The following is a 15,601-nucleotide window of genomic DNA, read 5'->3' on the forward strand; positions in this document are numbered from 1 at the left end:
CCACCCGGCCCACCCCGCCGAAGCCGGGGCCGCCCCGGCCCGGCCCACGGCCCGGACCGCCGCCCGCCGCGCGACCCGCGCCCACCCCGGCCGCGGTCGCACCGCCCGCGCCGCCCGCAGCGCTGCCGTCGCCGGTGCCCTCGGCGGCCGGTGACCCGGGGCGCTGGGGCCGCGCCGACGACGACGGGACCATCACCCTGGTCACCGCCGACGGCGAGCGGGTCGTCGGCTCCTACCAGGCCGGTCCGCCCGCGGAGGGCCTGGAGCACTACGCGAAGCGGTTCGACGCGCTGGTCACCGAGACCGAGGTGCTCGCCGCCCGGATCGCCGGCGGCGGGGACGCGAAGGCGTCGCTCACCGCGCTCACCGCGCTGCGCGAGGGCCTCGGCGAGGCGCACGTGGTCGGGGACGTGCCCGCCCTGCGCGAGCGGCTCGACGAGCTGGTCGGCCGGGCCGAGCAGGGCGTCAGCGCGGCGAAGGAGGAGCGCGAGCGCGCCCGGCACGACGCCGTCGCCCGCAAGGAGGCGCTCGCCGTCGAGGCCGAGAAGATGGCCGCGGACTCGACCCAGTGGAAGCAGGCCGGGGACCGGTTCAAGGCGATCCTCGACGAGTGGCGCACCGTCCGCGGCGTCGACAAGAAGACCGACGAGCAGCTGTGGAAGCGCTTCTCGAAGGCCCGTGAGGCGTTCAACCGGCGGCGCGGCTCGCACTTCGCCGACCTCGACCGCCAGCGGGTCACCGCGAAGGCCCGCAAGGAGGAGCTCGTCGACCGGGCCGAGGCCCTGGCCGACTCCGACGAGTGGAACGCGACCGCGGCCGCCTACCGCGACCTGATGACCGAGTGGAAGGCGGCGGGCCGCGCCCACCGCGAGGCCGACGACGCGCTGTGGGCCCGCTTCCGCGGCGCGCAGGACCGCTTCTTCGCCCGCCGCGGGGAGCACTTCTCCGCCCGCGACACCGAGTTCGCCGAGAACGCCGAGGCGAAGCGGGCCCTGCTCGCCGAGGCCGAGACGATCGACCTGTCCGACCCGGACGGCGCACGGGCCCGGCTGCGCGAGGTCCAGGAGCGCTGGGAGGCCATCGGCAAGGTCCCGCGCGAGGAGATCCGCACCCTGGAGGGGCGGCTGCGCGGGATCGAGGACAAGGTCGCCGCCGCCGCGGACGCGCAGTGGCGCCGCACCGACCCCGAGGCCCAGGCCCGCGTGGAGCAGTTCCGGGTGCGGGTCGAGCAGTTCGAGGCGCAGGCGGAGAAGGCCGAGGCGGCCGGCGACGGCAGGCGCGCCGAGCAGGCCCGTGCGCAGGCGGCGCAGTGGCGGGAGTGGCTGACCGCCGCCGAACAGGCGGTCGACGAGCGGTAGGGGGTCAGTCGCGCTGCAGCGCGGCGCCCGCCCACACGAAGGTCAGCAGCACGACCGCGATCACGCCGAGGACCATCCCGAACCCGGGGCCGGCCTCGGCGCCGGTCTGCTGCGACCAGATCGCCCACAGCCCGTTCACCGAGGAGATCCCGCAGCCGAAGGCCGCGAGCCACGCGAGCGCCCACAGCCGGGTCAGCAGCGCGGCCGCGGACACCACGACGGCGAACCCGGTCATCGTGAACGAGAACAGCGTCGGCAGCGGCCCGGAGGTGCCGGAGGCCAGCACCTGCCAGCCCGGGGTGCCCGCCACCCACGGGAGCAGCAGCGCGGCGACGGCGGCGACGATCGCCACCGCGATCAGCATGGCGCGCGCGCCCGGGTCGATCCGGCGGGCGACACCGCGCCCGGCCCGGTCGATCTCGGCGCGGGTCTCCGGGGACACGTCGCTCATCGGGTACCTCCGGTGGTGGCGGGGACGCCGCAGGACGGCGCGGCGGGTGCCGGCTCGGGCGCCGGGGCGCCGAACGCGGGCAGTCCCAGGGTGGTGGGTGCCCCGGACGGGCGCTCGCCGGCCTCGGCGGCGTCACCGGCGCGGGTGCGGCGGTGGGTGAGCACACCGCCGTCGGCGACGAGGTGGTGCGGGGCACCGCGGTCGATCCGGACCGTGACGATGTCGCCCGGCCGGATGCCGGTCGCGTCCCCGGGCGCGAAGTGCACGAGACGCCCGTCGCGGGCGCGGCCGGTGAGCCGGGCGGTCGCCGCGTCCTTGCGGCCCTCGCCGGTGGACACCAGCAGCTCGACCTCGGTGCCCTCCTGCCTGCGGTTCTCCTCCCAGGAGATCCGCTCCTGCAGCGCGACGAGGCGCTCGTAGCGCTCCTGCACGACGGCCTTGGGCAGCTGGTCGGGCAGGTCCGCGGCAGGCGTCCCGGGGCGCTTCGAGTACTGGAAGGTGAACGCCGCGGCGAACCGGGCCCGCTCGACGACGTCGAGGGTGTCCTGGAAGTCCTGCTCGGTCTCGCCGGGGAAACCGACGATGATGTCGGTGGTGATCGCCGCGTGCGGGATCGACTCCCGCACCTCGGCCAGGATCGACAGGAACCGCTCCGAGCGGTAGCTGCGGCGCATCCGGCGCAGGACGTCGTCGGAGCCGGACTGCAACGGCATGTGCAGCTGCGGGCAGACGTTCGGGGTCTGCGCCATCGCGGCGATCACGTCGGAGGTGAAGTCGCGCGGATGCGGGCTGGTGAAGCGCACCCGCTCCAGCCCCTCGACCTCGCCGCAGGCCCGCAGGAGCTTGGAGAACGCCTGCTTGTCGCCCATGTCCGAGCCGTAGGCGTTCACGTTCTGGCCCAGCAGGGTCACCTCGAGCACGCCGTCCGCGGCGAGGGTCTGCACCTCGGCGAGCACGTCGCCGGGGCGCCGGTCGCGCTCCTTGCCGCGCAGCGACGGCACGATGCAGAACGTGCAGGTGTTGTTGCAGCCCACCGAGATCGACACCCAGCCGGCGTAGGCGGAGTCGCGGCGCGCGGGCAGCGTCGAGGGGAACACCTCGAGCGCCTCGGCGATCTCGACCTGTGCCTGTTCGTTGTGCCGGGCCCGCTCCAGCAGCGTCGGCAGGGCGTGCACGTTGTGCGTGCCGAACACGACGTCGACCCACGGGGCCCGCCGCGTGATCGTGTCGCGGTCCTTCTGGGCCAGGCAGCCGCCCACGGCGATCTGCATGTCCGGGTTCGCGACCTTGCGGGGGCGCAGGTGCCCGAGGTTGCCGTAGAGCTTGTTGTCCGCGTTCTCCCGCACCGCGCAGGTGTTGAACACGACGACGTCGGCGGTGTCGGGGTCCTCGGCCCGGGCGTACCCGGCGTCCTCCAGCAGACCGGCCATCCGCTCCGAGTCGTGCACGTTCATCTGGCACCCGTAGGTGCGCACGGTGTAGCTGCGGCTCACACACCCGAGGGTAGGCGCCCGGTGCGACGACGCCGGGACGGGGCCGTCGGGGATGATGGGCGGGTGCACCGGCCCGGGCCCCCGCTGACGAGGCGCACCGTGCTGCGCGCGGGGGCGGCGTTCGGTCTGGGGGCGGGGCTGGCCGCCTGTACCGGGCCCCGGCCCGCCGCCCCGCTGGTGATCGCCGGCGGGGTGCAGCCGGGGGTGTACATCAACCTCGCGCGCACGCTGTCGGAGATCTGGCGGGAACGGCTCGGGCTCGCCGCGGCCCCGCAGGTGCTGGAGACCGCGGGCAGCGCTCAGAACATGGAGCTTCTGACCACCGGGGCGGCCGCGGTCACGATCAGCCAGGTCGACGTGGCCGCCGACGTCGCCGCCCGCACCACCGGCCCGGCCGAGCCGCGCGCACTGGCCCGGCTCTACGACGACGTCACCCACATCGTCGTGCGCGCCGACTCCGGCCTGCGCAGCATCGCCGACCTGCGCGGACGACGGGTGTCGATCGGCCCGGGTGGCAGCGGCTACCAGCCGATCGCGATCCGGCTGCTCGACGTGGCCGGGATCGGCGTCGCGGGCCTGGGCACCCGCGCGGAGCTGGGCCTCCCGGACGCGGCGGCGGCGCTGCGCGAGAACGGCCTCGACGCGTTCTTCTGGTCCGGCGGGGTCCCCACCGACGGCGTGCGGGAGCTGGCCGCACAGGTCCCGATCCGGCTGCTGGAGCTCGGCGGCGTGCTCGACCGCATGCGCGACCGGTACCCCGTCTACTCGGTGGCGACGGTCCCCGCGAACACCTACGGCCTGCCCGGCCCGGTGTCGTGCCTGTCGGTGCGCAACGCTCTGCTGGTCACCGAGGGGATGGCTGCCGACCTGGCGGGCGCGCTCATCCGCGCCGCCTTCGACGAGCAGCCGCGACTGGCCCAGGCCAGCCCGGCCGCGGTGACCGTCGACTCCCGCTCGGCGATCGGCACCCAGCCGATCCCGCTGCACGACGGCGCCGTCGCGTTCTACCGGGCCACCAAGGGCTACTGAGCCGCCCCCGGGCGCAGCCACAGCGTGACCCGCAGCCCGCCGCCCGGGGCGGCGCCCAGCTGCAGGCTCCCGCCGGCCGCGGCGGCGGTCCGCACCGCGATGGCCAGACCCAGCCCGCTGCCCTCGACGTTGGTCTGACCGGGCGCCCGCCAGAACCGGTCGGTGGCCCGGGCCCGGTCCTCCGGCGCCAGGCCGGGCCCGCCGTCGACGACGCTGACGCCGATCCGGTCCGCGGTGCGCAGCGTCGCGACCCGCACCCGTCGCCCGGCCGGGGTGTACTTGAGCGCGTTGTCCAGCAGCGCGTCGAGCACCGACTCCAGCGCGGGCTCGCCGATCAGGGCGTGCAGGCCGTGCGGGCCGCTGCGGCGCAGCTCGATCCCGGAGTGCTCGGCCAGCGGCCGCCAGTTGTCCACCCGCTCGGCGATGACGACGTCGAGGTCGGTGTCCTCGGCGTCACCCGGGTCCTCCACCGCGCGCTCGGCGCGGGCCAGCGCGAGCAGCCCGTCGAGCACCCGGGACAGCCGCTCGGCCTCCTCCATCGCCGCGAGGTGGTCGTCGGCGGCGGCCGGGTCGACGTGCCCGTCGAGGTTGGACAGCCGCAGGCGCAGCGCCGTGAGCGGGTTCCGCAGCTGGTGGGAGGCGTCGGCGACGAACGCGCGCTGCGCGGCCAGCGCCTCGCGCACCGTCTCGGTCATCCGGTCGAACGACCCGGCCAGCGAGCGCAGCTCCGGCGGGCCGCTGCGCCGCGACGGCGGACCGGGCGGCCCCCCGGCGACGACGGCCGTCCCGACCCGGCCCATCGCCTCGTCGAGCCGGCGGACCGGGCGCAGCACCCAGGCGGTCAGCGGCAGCGCGACCAGGGTGCCGGCGAGCAGCGCGAACACCGCGGCCCCGGCGATCAGCGACCAGGTGCGCACCGCCTCGGCCCGCAGTGCGTCGGTCGGTGACACCGTCGCCACCGCGCCGACGACCTCGCCGTCGACGAGCACCGGCTCGGCCAGCACCAGCGGCCGGGCGTCCCACGGCATCAGCAGCGGGTAGGTCGACGAGCGGCGCCCGGCCAGCGCGACCGCGGTCCGCTCCGTGGCGTAGTCCCCCAGCTCGGGCAGCCGGTCTGCCGGGCGGGACGCGGTCAGTGTCCGGCCGGTCCGGTCGAGCACGAGCACCGCGACGCCGTAGACGTCGTCGTAGCGGGTGATCTCGTCGGTGAAGGTGGTGAGCGCGGAGCTGCCCGCGGGGGCCTCGATGAGCGGGCGCTGCGCGGTGGAGGCGAAGGAGATCGTGTCGGTGAGCCGGTCGGTGAAGACCTCCTCCTGGGCGCGCTGGGCGGCGGTCCAGGCCAGCGGGACGCCCAGCCCGGCGGCGAGCAGGCCGACGAGCACGAGCACGACCAGCAGCAGCCGGCTGCGCACGGGTCAGTCCTCGGTGGCGGCGAAGCGGTACCCGACGCCGCGCACGGTGCGCACCAGCTCGGGGCGGCCGAGCTTGGTCCGCAGGGTCGCCACGTGCACGTCGAGCGTCCGGTTCGCGCCCGCCCAGCCGCGCCCCCACACCTCGGCGACGATCTGGGCGCGGGTGCAGACGGCGCCGTCGGCGCGGGCGAGCAGCGACAGCACCTGGAACTCCTTGCGGGTGAGCACCACCTGCTCCCCGGCGACGGTGACCTCGTGCCGTTCGGGGTCGACGCGGACGTCGCCGACGGTCACCGGGGCCGACCCGGCCGGGGCGACCGACCCGTCGTCACCGACCTTGCGGCGGCGCTGCACCGCGTGCACCCGGGCCACGAGCTCGCCGATGTCGTAGGGCTTGACCAGGTAGTCGTCGGCGCCCGTGTGCAGCCCGGCGATGCGGTCGGTGACCTCGCCGCGGGCGGTCACCATCAGCACCGGGACCTCGGAGACGGCGCGGATCGCACGGCAGACGTCGAGCCCGTCGGCGTCGGGGAGGCCCAGGTCGAGCAGCACGACGTCGACGCCGTCGAGGTGGTCGACGGCGCCGCGGCCGTGGTCGAGGCGGGTCGTGGTCATCCCGTGCCGGTGCAGCGCCGGGCGCAGCGCGGCGGCGACCCGGTCGTCGTCCTCGATCAGCAGGATGTGCACCGCTGCCCGCCCTTTCCGTTACGTGGCCGAGACCCTAAAGGTTCCTCAAGGTGGTGGACTCGCATGTCCGTTCCGTCCAGGCTCTCGCCATGTCCGGAGGCAGCATGACCAGCCCGCCCGCGTCCAGCACTCCCATGGTGCGGATGGCCGGGGTGCAGAAGCACTTCGGCGACCTCCACGTGCTGCGCGACATCGATCTCGACGTCGCCCGTGGTGAGGTCGTCGTCGTCCTCGGCCCCTCCGGTTCCGGCAAGTCCACACTCTGCCGCACGATCAACCGGCTCGAGCCGATCGACACCGGCACGATCGAGATCGACGGCACCGCACTGGCGGCGGAGGGCAAGGCGCTGGCCGCCCTGCGGGCCGACGTCGGCATGGTCTTCCAGTCGTTCAACCTGTTCGCGCACAAGACGATCCTGGAGAACGTCACGCTGGCCCCGCTCAAGGTCCGCGGCGCCTCCAAGGCCGAGGCCGAGAAGACCGGGCTGGCGCTGCTGGAGCGCGTCGGCATCGCGAACCAGCGCGACAAGTACCCGGCGCAGCTGTCCGGCGGCCAGCAGCAGCGCGCGGCGATCGCCCGCGCGCTGGCGATGAAGCCGAAGGTGATGCTCTTCGACGAGCCGACCTCGGCGCTGGACCCGGAGATGGTCAACGAGGTGCTCGACACCATGACCTCGCTGGCCAAGGAGGGCATGACGATGGTCGTCGTGACCCACGAGATGGGCTTCGCCCGCCGGGCCGCGCACCGCGTCGTGTTCATGAGCGACGGCGAGATCGTCGAGGACGCGACCCCGGACGAGTTCTTCACCGCCCCGCGCAGCGACCGCGCCAAGGACTTCCTCGGCAAGATCCTCTCGCACTGAGGACACCTTCCACCACCACCCCCGACGAGCGGAGCGAACCGTGAAGAGAACCCGCATCCTGGTGGCTGCCGCCCTGGCCGCCACCCTCGCCCTGGCCGGCTGCGGCCGCGAGGGAGCCCCCGGCGCCGAGGGCTCGGGCTACCAGCCGACCGTCGCGCAGAACGTGACCGTCGAGGGCTCTCCCACCTTCGACGCCATGAAGCAGCGCGGCCGCGTCGTCATCGGTGTCAAGGACGACCAGCCGAACCTGGGCTTCCGCGACGCCACCACCAACGAGTTCTCCGGGTTCGACATCGACATCGCCCGGATGGTCGCGGGCGGTCTCGGCTTCTCCCCCGACCAGATCGACTACAAGGTCATCCCGTCGGCGGCGCGCGAGGACAACATCGAGCGCGGCGACGTCGACTTCTACGTCGGTACCTACACGATCAACGACAAGCGCAAGCAGCGCGTCGGGTTCGCCGGTCCGTACTACGTCGCCGGGCAGAGCCTGCTCGTCCGCGCCGACGACGACACGATCACCGGCCCCCAGACCCTGCAGGGCAAGCGGGTCTGCTCGGTCACCGGCTCCACCCCGATCCAGCGGGTCAAGGACCAGAAGCTGACCGACCAGGTCGTCGAGTTCCAGACCTACACCCAGTGCGTCGACCAGCTGATCAACAACCAGGTCGACGCCGTCACCACCGACGACGCGATCCTGCTCGGCTACGCCGCGCAGAACCCGCAGCAGCTGAAGGTCGTCGGCGAGAAGTTCTCCTCCGAGCCCTACGGCATCGGCGTCCCGAAGGCCGACACCGCGCTCCGCAACAAGATCAACGACCTGCTGCAGGCGTCGATCGACGACGGCACCTGGAAGACCATCTACGACGGCACCCTGGGCAAGTCCGGTACCCAGACCGAGCCGCCGGCCATCGAGCGCTACTGATCCCGCCCGCGGCCCGGCGGGGCGGTGCCCGCGCCCCCGCCCCGCCGGGCCGCGGCGGGTCCAGACACGTCGGGACCAGAGAAAGGAGAGCCGCCCGGTGGATGTCCTGCTGGACAACCTCGACCTCTACGTCGGCGGGTTCGCCGGCACGATCGGCCTCTTCGTCGTCGCCGCGATCGGGTCGCTGCTGCTCGGCACGCTGGTGGCGGGCATGCGGGTCAGCCCCGTCCCCGCGCTGCGTGCCTTCGGCACCGGCTACGTGACGATCCTGCGGAACACCCCGCTGACGCTGGTGCTGTTCTTCTTCGCGTTCGCCTACCCCCGCCTCGAGCTCGTCCAGCTCAGCTTCTTCGCGCTGGCGAGCGTCGGCCTGATCCTCTACACCGCCGCGTTCGTGTGCGAGGTCGTGCGGTCGGGCATCAACACGGTCCCGGTCGGACAGGCCGAGGCCTCCCGGGCGCTGGGCTTCACCTTCACCCAGACCCTCGGCCAGGTGGTGCTCCCGCAGGCGGTGCGCGCCACCGTCCCGCCGATGACGAACATCCAGATCGCACTGCTGAAGAACACCACGATCGCGTCCGGCTTCTCGGTGTTCCAGGCCGGCGGCATCTACCAGAACCTCTCCGAGCGCGGCTACAACGTGCTCGTCGGGCTGCTGTGGGTGGCGCTGATCTTCGTGATCCTGGTGGCCCCGCTGACCTGGATGCAGCGCCGCCTCGACGCCCGCTGGGGGGTGGCCCGATGAGCTCGGTCCTCTACGACATCCCGGGCCCGGCGGCCCGTGCCCGCAACCGCACGATCGGCGTCGTCGGCGTCGCGGTGATCGTGGCGATCCTCGGGTTCGTCGTCTACCGCTTCTGGGCCACCGGCCAGTTCAGCGGCCGGATGTGGGACTGGATCACCTACGAGGCGATCCAGATCCGGATCCTCGAGGCGCTGTGGAACACCATCCGCGCGTTCGCCGTCGCGGCGGTCCTGTCCCTGCTGTTCGGGGCGGTGTTCGCCGCCGGGCGGCTGTCGGACCACGCGTGGATCCGGGTCCCGTGCACCGTGATCGTGGAGTTCTTCCGCGCCGTCCCGCTGCTCGTCCTGATCTTCATCATGTACTACGGCATGTCGCAGGGCGCGGGCATCGAGATCACCGCGTTCTGGGCCGTCGTGCTCGGCCTGATGCTCTACAACGGCTCGGTGCTCGCCGAGGTGTTCCGCGCCGGGATCAACGCGGTCCCGCGCGGGCAGAGCGAGGCCGCCTACGCCCTGGGGCTGCGCAAGACCCAGGTGATGTCCTCGGTGCTGCTCCCGCAGGCGGTCCGCTCGATGCTGCCGACGATCCTGTCGCAGCTGGTGGTGGTCCTGAAGGACACCGCGCTCGGCTTCCTGATCCTCTACGAGGAGCTGCTGCTCGTGGCCCGCCAGCTCGGCAGCCAGGTACAGCTCGGGTCGCCGATCCTGCAGGTCGCGCTCGTCGTCGCGGTCATCTACATCGGGCTGTGCCTGATCCTGACCGGGCTGTCCCGGCTGGTGGAGAAGCGGCTGTCGCAGGGCCCGCGCAAGGCCACCGCGCAGGCGGCTCCGGAACCCGTGCCCACCGGCGGCGCGTCGGTCTGAGGCCCGTCGCCCTACAGGTGCCGCAGGAACGCGTCGGGGTCGGCGAGGAACCCCCGGGTCAGGACGACCGGGAGCGCCTCGTCGTACCCGACGCGGCGGACCGCGCCGTCGTCGCCGATCTCCAGGATCGTCGCCCCGGGCAGCGCGAGCAGCACCGGCGAGTGGGTGGCGACGACGAACTGGCTGCCCTGCGCGGTCAGGTCGGTCATCCGGGCGAGCACCGCCAGCGCCCCGGTGACCGACAGGGCGGCCTCCGGCTCGTCGAGCAGGTACAGCCCGCGCGGGGAGAACCGGTGCCTCAGCAGCGCGACGAACGACTCGCCGTGGCTGCGCTCGTGCGGCGAGCCCCCGAACGCCGGCGACAGCGGCGGGCCGCCGCCCTCCCGGTCGAGGCGTTCGACCTCGGTCGCCACGTTGTAGTACGACTCCGCGCGCAGGAAGAAGCTGGTCCGTTCCCGCCCCGGCCGGCGCACCGTCCGCAGGTGCGTCCCGAGGTCGGACTCGCTGGCCCGGGTCGCGAACCGGAACGACGCCGAGCCGCCCTCCGCGTTGAGCCCGAGCGCGACGGCGAGCGCTTCCAGCAGGGTGGACTTGCCGGACCCGTTCTCCCCGACCAGGAACGTGACGCCCGGGTAGAGCGCGAGGCCGCCGTGCGCGCGCAGCCACCGCACGACGCCGAGGTCGAACGGGTAGCCGTCGGCGGGCGCGTCGGGGTCGAGGGTCACACGGGCGACGAAGTGCCCGGCGCTCACAGGTTCTCGATGTCCACCGGCTCGATGCCCTCCTCCGCGGGCAGCGCGAACCCGAACACCCGGGAGTAGAACGCGAGCTCGGCGTCGAGGGCCCGGCGGATGTTCGCGGCCTGCCGGAAGCCGTGCTGCTCCCCGGCGAACAGCAGGTAGGCGACCGGCACCCCGCGCTCGCGCAGCGCGTCGACGATCATCTCCGACTGGTTGGGCGGGACGATGGCGTCCTCGTCGCCCTGGAGCACGATCAGCGGGGTGCGGAAGCGCCCCACGTGGGTGAGCGGGGAGCGCTCGGTGTACACCGCCTCCGCCGCGGGCCACGGCCCGACCAGGCCGTCGAGGTAGCGGGACTCGAACTTGTGGGTGTCCCGGGCGAGGGCGGCCAGGTCGGCGACGCCGAAGTGGTCGGCCCCGGCGGAGAACGGGGTGTCGTCCCGGGCGAGGGCGGCCAGGGTGGTGAACCCGCCCGCGGAGCCGCCGCGGATCGCCATCCGGGCCGGGTCGACGCGGCCGGTGTCGGCGAGCGTGCGGGCCGCGGCGAGGCAGTCGGCGACGTCGACGATCCCCCAGGCGCCCTTCAGCTGCTCGCGGTAGGCGCGGCCGTAGCCGGTGGAGCCGCCGTAGTCGACGTCGACGACGCCGAACCCGCGGCTGGTCCAGTACTGCACGGCGACCGAGAGGACCGGGGTCGCGGAGCCGGTCGGCCCGCCGTGGATGACGACGAGCAGCGGCGGCAGCTCGCCCTCGGGGGCGTCGTGGCCGGCCGGCGGCGGGTAGAACAGCGCGTAGCCGGTGCGCGGGCTGCCCGCGGCGTCCGAGGACAGGAACGTGATCGGCTCGGGCACCGACACGGTCTCCGGGCGCAGGCCGAGGTCGCGCGGGGCGCGCAGGGTCTGCACCCCGGCCGCGCCGGGCTCCCCCGCGCCGTCCGGGGCGGGCACGACGCGGTGCACGCCCGGCTCGGCGGTGGGCGACCCGGCGACGCAGACGACGGCGTAGGGCCCGTCGGCGCGCACCGAGCCGATCGCGGTGAACGGGGTGTCGAGCTCGATGATCCGGCCGTCGACCTCCCGCACGACCAGCGCGTCGAAGCCCCGCGAGGAGCGGGCGAACACGACGCGGCCGTCCTCCAGGACGGCGTAGCGCGACCCGCCCAGCACCCAGCCGGGCACGCCGATCTCGGCGTCGATGCGCACGAGCGCCTCGATGTCGTGGCCGGGCAGCCAGCGGTAGAGGTTCCACCAGCCGGTGCGGTCGCTGATGAAGGTGAGCGACCCGTCGGGCTGCCACTGCGGCTCGGTGACCGACTCCCCCGGCCCGCCCGCGACGACGGTGTCCACCCCGGACGCCAGGTCGCGGACGGTGAGCTCGACGTCGTCCCACGGCATCGACGGGTGGTTCCAGGACAGCCAGGCCAGCGTGCCGCCGTCCGGGGAGATCCGCGGCGCGGCGACGAAGTCCGGGCCGCCGACCAGCACCTCCGGCTCCGACGGGGCGCGGGCGTCGAGCCGCACGATCTCGTTGACGACCTCGGCGGCCGGGGTGTGCGCGGCGTGGTGGCGCTCGCGGACCACGACCATCCAGGTGCCGTCGGGGGCGACGTCGCCGTCGGCGTGGCGGTCGCCACGGGGCACCGCGGGCTCCGGGGTGAGCGCGACCGGGGCGGCGCCGCGGTCGAGCCGGTACAGGCGCTGGTCGGCCCACTCGACGTACCAGACGACGCCGGGGCTGCCGGCGTGCAGCCACCACGCGCCGCCGCCGTACTCGTGGACCGCCGAGCGGGCGTTCGCGCCCTCGGGCAGCAGGTCGGTGCGCGAGCCCGCGGCGTCGCCGCCGGTACGGCGCACCAGCTGGGTCCGGCCGCCCTCCGCGGCGCGGCCCTCGGCCCAGACCACGCCGGTGTCCTCGGTGCCGGGTGCACCGTCGGGGCGGACCTCCCCGAGCCGCACCGCGGCCGTCACCACCACTTCGGACGTGACCGGTGTCGGCCACGACCCGTACCCGGAGATCGTCACGGCGCCCACGCTAGTCATCGCCGGGCCGCCGTGCCCGTAGGTTGTCGCCGTGCCGACACTGCGAGCGCTGGAATGCCTGGTGGCCGTGTTCGACCACGGCTCGGTCACCGCTGCCGCCGCCGCGCTGCACCTGTCCCAGCCCGCGCTGTCGCACCAGCTCGCCCAGCTGGAGCGGGAGGTGGGGACCCCGCTGCTGGAGCGGCTGCCGCGCGGGGTGCGCCCGACCGTCGCGGGCCGGGCGGTGCACGCCGACGCCGTCGCCGCGCTGGCGGCCGCGGACCGGGTGCTGACGACCGGGCGCGCGGTCGCCCACGGCGGCGCCGGGGTGCTGCGGGTGGCGTGCGCGGAGACGATGACCGCGGGGCTGCTCGCACCGGTGCTGCGGGCCTCCTCCGGCGCCGCCGCCCGGACCCGGGTGGAGCTCACCGAGCTGACCAGCGCCGACGAGATCGCGGCCCGGGTGGCCGACGGCGCGGCCGACGTGGGGGTGTCCCCGCGCCCCGGCCGCGACGGCGTCGACGCCGAGGTGCTCGGCCGCGAGCCGCTGGTCGCGGTGCTCCCCCGTCACCACCCGCTCGCCGACACACCGGGCCCGGTCCCGGTCGCCGCGCTCGGCGACGGGCCCGTGGTGCACTACGACCCCGGCAACGGCCTGGCCGGCTGGCTCGACACCCTCGCCGCCGGGCACGGCGTCGCCCTCGACGCGGTGACCCGCACCCGCAGCGCGACGACCGCGGCCCGGCTCGCCGACGCCGGGCTGGGCGTCGCGGTGGTGCCGGTGACGGCGCTGCCCGCGGGCGCCCCGGGCGTGGTGCGGGCGCTGGACCCGGCGCAGGACCGGGAGGTGGTCGCGCTGACCCGGCCGGGCCGGGACCCGGTGGTGACGGCGTTCGTCGCCGCGCTGCGACGGCGCGGGGTGCCCGTGCACGCCGCCGTCGCCGCGCAGCTCACCCCCTAGAACTGCGCCGCCGGTCAGGCCAGCCGGCCGCCGCCGTCGACGTGCAGGGTCGTGCCGGTGACGAAGGGGTTGGTGAGCAGCGACCGGGCCGCCGCGGAGACCTGTGCCGGGGTCCCCGTGAGCCGTGCCGGGTTGGCCGCGGCGGTGGCGGCGAGGAAGGCGTCCTTCCCGTCGCCGAGCCGGTCCCACTGGCCGGAGTCGACGATGCCGGGCGAGAGCGCGTTGACCCGCACCGGGGCGAGCTCGACGGCCAGCGCCTCGGCGAGGAACGCGACCGCGCCGTTGGTCGTCGCCATCACCGACCGTCCGGGCGCCGGGCGCCAGGCCGCGACCCCGGAGAACAGCAGGAACGAGCCCCGCACCAGCGGGGCGAGGTGCTTGGCCAGCAGCAGCGGGCCGACGACCTTCGCGTCGAACGCGGTGTGGACGGCGTCGCGGTCCAGCTCGGCGACGGGCCCGTTCGCCGGTGCGGCGGCCAACGACACGACGTGATCCAGCGGCCCCGAGGTCGCGGCGAAGGCGGCGATGCTCCCCTCGTCGGTCAGGTCGATCCGGGCGGTGGCGGCGCCGACCTGCGCGGCCACCGGGGCGAGCCGCTGCGGGTCGCGCCCGGCGAGGGTGACCGTGGCCCCCTCGGCGACGGCGTCGGCGGCGAGCGCGCGGGCGATGCCCGAGCCGCCGCCGACGATCAGCAGGTCCTGTCCGGCCAGTGTGGTGATGTCCATGCCCGGTACAGCGCCGCCGGACCGTCGCGCAGTCCCGTCGGGCGATCGATGCTTCCGAGCGCTGCGATAGACGCCGTCTATGCCTCGGCCAGTCGTAGCGTCGCCCGGGCCCGGGCGAGCACCGGTGCGTCGACCATCTCCCCGCCGAACCGGAAGACCCCGGGGTGCCGCTCCGCCTCGGCGAGCAGGGCGCGGGCGTGCTCGGTCTCGGCCTCACCGGGCCGGAACCCGCGGCGGACGACCTCCACCTGCGACGGGTGGATGCACACCTTCGCCGCGAACCCCGCGTTCGCCGCGTCGACGGAGTCGACGAGCAGGGTGTCGGTGTCGGCGATGTCGGTGAGCACCGTGTCGACCGGGGCCCGGCCCGCGGCGCGGGCGGCGTAGAGGATCCGGGTGCGGGCCTCGGCGAGGGCCGGTCCGTAGCCGCCGCCGGCCGCGCGCCCGGTGCGCCCGCCCAGGTCGGCGAGCAGGTCCTCGCTGCCCCACATCAGGCCCGCGCAGTTCGACGCCCGGGCGATCGACGGCGCCTCCAGCACCCCGTGCGCGGTCTCGCACAGCGCGATCACCGGGTGCGGGGCCAGCGCCTCCACCGCGGCGGCGCTCGTCGCCATCGGCAGCATCAGGGTGAGGTCGGGGTGGGCGGCCAGCGCGGCGACGTCGCCGTCGTGGGCGGGGGCGCCGGGCGCGTTGACCCGCACGACCACCCGGGTGCGGTCCAGCTCCGCCAGCGCGGCGACGACGGCGTCCCGAGCGCCGTCCTTGTCGTCCGGGCCGACGGCGTCCTCCAGGTCGAGGATGACGGCGTCGGCCGCGGCGAGCGCCTTGGCGAACCGGTCGGGCCGGTCGCCGGGGCAGAACAGCAGGGCCGGCCCGTGGTCGAGGGGGCGGGCGACGGTGTCCACGGGTGGGTCCCTCCGGTCGGACGGCGAGTCGGGTCCGACCAGGATCTCCGGTGCGTCGACGGCCGGCTCACCGGGGCCCGGCCTCAGCGCCGTACCGCGGCCGCCTCCCGCAGCAGCCGGACCGCGACCGGCAGCGCGCCGGGCCGCAGCACCGGCGCCAGCCCGACGATCCCGCGCATCCCGGTCCACCAGCGGACCTGCCCGTCGGTGCGGAGCACACCGACCGCGGGCGCCCGGCACCCGGCGACGGCGGCCGGCAGGTTCGGGTAGATCTCGGCCAGCCGTGGCTCGTGGCAGGACCGCGCACGGACCCGGACGGTCACGCAGCCCGGCAGCTCCCGTGCGATCCGCGAGCACGGCGCGCAGGCCGCGTCGTGCACCACCACCAGCTCCCGGATCCGCGTGCGTGCCACGGCGCCATCATCG

At 75.1% G+C, this 15,601-nt stretch carries 16 protein-coding genes; 7 read left to right on the top strand and 9 right to left on the bottom strand.

The window, feature by feature from the left end; all coding sequences use genetic code 11:
* Positions 1-122 precede the first annotated feature (122 nt).
* Positions 123-1,358, top strand: coding sequence for a DUF349 domain-containing protein (locus tag ND486_RS23350; RefSeq protein WP_208821050.1), 1,236 nt, complete (start codon positions 123-125; stop codon positions 1,356-1,358).
* Between the two features lie 4 nt (positions 1,359-1,362).
* On the opposite strand, the gene ND486_RS23355 is transcribed toward ND486_RS23350, so the two are convergent.
* Both ND486_RS23355 and miaB read right to left on the bottom strand, forming a co-directional pair.
* A complete protein-coding gene (locus tag ND486_RS23355) occupies positions 1,363-1,809 on the bottom strand; it encodes a hypothetical protein (protein WP_226350500.1) in 447 nt (148 codons plus the stop codon).
* On the bottom strand, positions 1,806-3,302 hold the full coding sequence (miaB, locus tag ND486_RS23360; RefSeq protein ID WP_308215875.1) for a tRNA (N6-isopentenyl adenosine(37)-C2)-methylthiotransferase MiaB: 1,497 nt from the start codon (positions 3,300-3,302) through the stop codon (positions 1,806-1,808). Before miaB ends, ND486_RS23355 begins: the two co-directional genes overlap by 4 nt.
* 63 nt (positions 3,303-3,365) lie before the next feature.
* On the opposite strand from miaB, the gene ND486_RS23365 reads away from it, so the two are divergent.
* Complete coding sequence (locus tag ND486_RS23365; RefSeq protein WP_251786613.1) at positions 3,366-4,331, top strand: TAXI family TRAP transporter solute-binding subunit; 966 nt, start codon at positions 3,366-3,368, stop codon at positions 4,329-4,331.
* Here the strand turns inward: ND486_RS23365 and ND486_RS23370 are convergent.
* Positions 4,325-5,743 carry a HAMP domain-containing sensor histidine kinase gene (locus ND486_RS23370; RefSeq protein ID WP_073577426.1) on the bottom strand — a complete coding sequence of 473 codons (1,419 nt, stop codon included), beginning with the start codon at positions 5,741-5,743 and terminating at the stop codon, positions 4,325-4,327. The two genes, ND486_RS23365 and ND486_RS23370, sit on opposite strands and share 7 nt — an antisense overlap.
* Positions 5,744-5,746: 3 nt before the next feature.
* Positions 5,747-6,430, bottom strand: a complete 684-nt coding sequence (locus tag ND486_RS23375) for a response regulator transcription factor (protein ID WP_251786614.1) — start codon at positions 6,428-6,430, stop codon at positions 5,747-5,749.
* Positions 6,431-6,564: 134 nt separating this feature from the next.
* Here ND486_RS23375 and ND486_RS23380 point away from each other — a divergent pair, with 134 nt between their 5' ends.
* From ND486_RS23380 to ND486_RS23395, 4 genes are all read left to right on the top strand, one after another.
* Positions 6,565-7,293 (top strand): amino acid ABC transporter ATP-binding protein, encoded by a 729-nt coding sequence (locus tag ND486_RS23380; protein WP_251786687.1) that lies wholly within the window; start codon positions 6,565-6,567, stop codon positions 7,291-7,293.
* Between the two features lie 40 nt (positions 7,294-7,333).
* Positions 7,334-8,218, top strand: coding sequence for a glutamate ABC transporter substrate-binding protein (locus ND486_RS23385; RefSeq protein WP_251786615.1), 885 nt, complete (start codon positions 7,334-7,336; stop codon positions 8,216-8,218).
* Positions 8,219-8,315: 97 nt separating this feature from the next.
* On the top strand, positions 8,316-8,963 hold the full coding sequence (locus tag ND486_RS23390) for an amino acid ABC transporter permease (protein WP_208820948.1): 648 nt from the start codon (positions 8,316-8,318) through the stop codon (positions 8,961-8,963).
* Positions 8,960-9,826, top strand: a complete 867-nt coding sequence (locus tag ND486_RS23395; RefSeq protein WP_251786616.1) for an amino acid ABC transporter permease — start codon at positions 8,960-8,962, stop codon at positions 9,824-9,826. Before ND486_RS23390 ends, ND486_RS23395 begins: the two co-directional genes overlap by 4 nt.
* Before the next feature lie 11 nt (positions 9,827-9,837).
* On the opposite strand, the gene ND486_RS23400 is transcribed toward ND486_RS23395, so the two are convergent.
* Both ND486_RS23400 and ND486_RS23405 read right to left on the bottom strand, forming a co-directional pair.
* Positions 9,838-10,578: an AAA family ATPase gene (locus ND486_RS23400; RefSeq protein WP_251786617.1), complete on the bottom strand. Its 741-nt coding sequence runs from the start codon at positions 10,576-10,578 to the stop codon at positions 9,838-9,840.
* Complete coding sequence (locus ND486_RS23405; RefSeq protein WP_251786618.1) at positions 10,575-12,587, bottom strand: prolyl oligopeptidase family serine peptidase; 2,013 nt, start codon at positions 12,585-12,587, stop codon at positions 10,575-10,577. The genes ND486_RS23400 and ND486_RS23405 overlap by 4 nt, the downstream gene beginning before the upstream one ends.
* Before the next feature lie 49 nt (positions 12,588-12,636).
* On the opposite strand from ND486_RS23405, the gene ND486_RS23410 reads away from it, so the two are divergent.
* Positions 12,637-13,545 (top strand): LysR family transcriptional regulator, encoded by a 909-nt coding sequence (locus tag ND486_RS23410; protein ID WP_251786619.1) that lies wholly within the window; start codon positions 12,637-12,639, stop codon positions 13,543-13,545.
* A 14-nt stretch (positions 13,546-13,559) separates the two neighbouring features.
* Here the strand turns inward: ND486_RS23410 and ND486_RS23415 are convergent, their stop codons facing one another.
* The 3 genes from ND486_RS23415 to ND486_RS23425 all read right to left on the bottom strand — a co-directional run bounded on the left by ND486_RS23415 (position 13,560) and on the right by ND486_RS23425 (position 15,588).
* A complete protein-coding gene (locus ND486_RS23415; protein WP_251786620.1) occupies positions 13,560-14,270 on the bottom strand; it encodes an SDR family oxidoreductase in 711 nt (236 codons plus the stop codon).
* A 77-nt stretch (positions 14,271-14,347) separates the two neighbouring features.
* Positions 14,348-15,175, bottom strand: a complete 828-nt coding sequence (locus tag ND486_RS23420) for a CoA ester lyase (protein WP_251786621.1) — start codon at positions 15,173-15,175, stop codon at positions 14,348-14,350.
* Positions 15,176-15,258: 83 nt separating this feature from the next.
* Positions 15,259-15,588 carry a hypothetical protein gene (locus tag ND486_RS23425; protein WP_073577418.1) on the bottom strand — a complete coding sequence of 110 codons (330 nt, stop codon included), beginning with the start codon at positions 15,586-15,588 and terminating at the stop codon, positions 15,259-15,261.
* Positions 15,589-15,601: the final 13 nt, after the last annotated feature.

Origin of the sequence: Pseudonocardia sp. DR1-2 (genome assembly GCF_023717215.1) — a bacterium.
Lineage (GTDB): Bacteria > Actinomycetota > Actinomycetes > Mycobacteriales > Pseudonocardiaceae > Pseudonocardia > Pseudonocardia alni.

What these genes read in the sequence shown, in the direction of transcription:
- ND486_RS23355 (WP_226350500.1), bottom strand. Translation starts at nt 1,809, where the DNA reads ATGAGCGACGTGTCCCCGGAGACCCGCGCCGAGATCGACCGGGCCGGG.
- ND486_RS23380 (WP_251786687.1), top strand. Translation starts at nt 6,565, where the DNA reads ATGGTGCGGATGGCCGGGGTGCAGAAGCACTTCGGCGACCTCCACGTG.
- ND486_RS23395 (WP_251786616.1), top strand. Translation starts at nt 8,960, where the DNA reads ATGAGCTCGGTCCTCTACGACATCCCGGGCCCGGCGGCCCGTGCCCGC.
- ND486_RS23415 (WP_251786620.1), bottom strand. Translation starts at nt 14,270, where the DNA reads ATGGACATCACCACACTGGCCGGACAGGACCTGCTGATCGTCGGCGGC.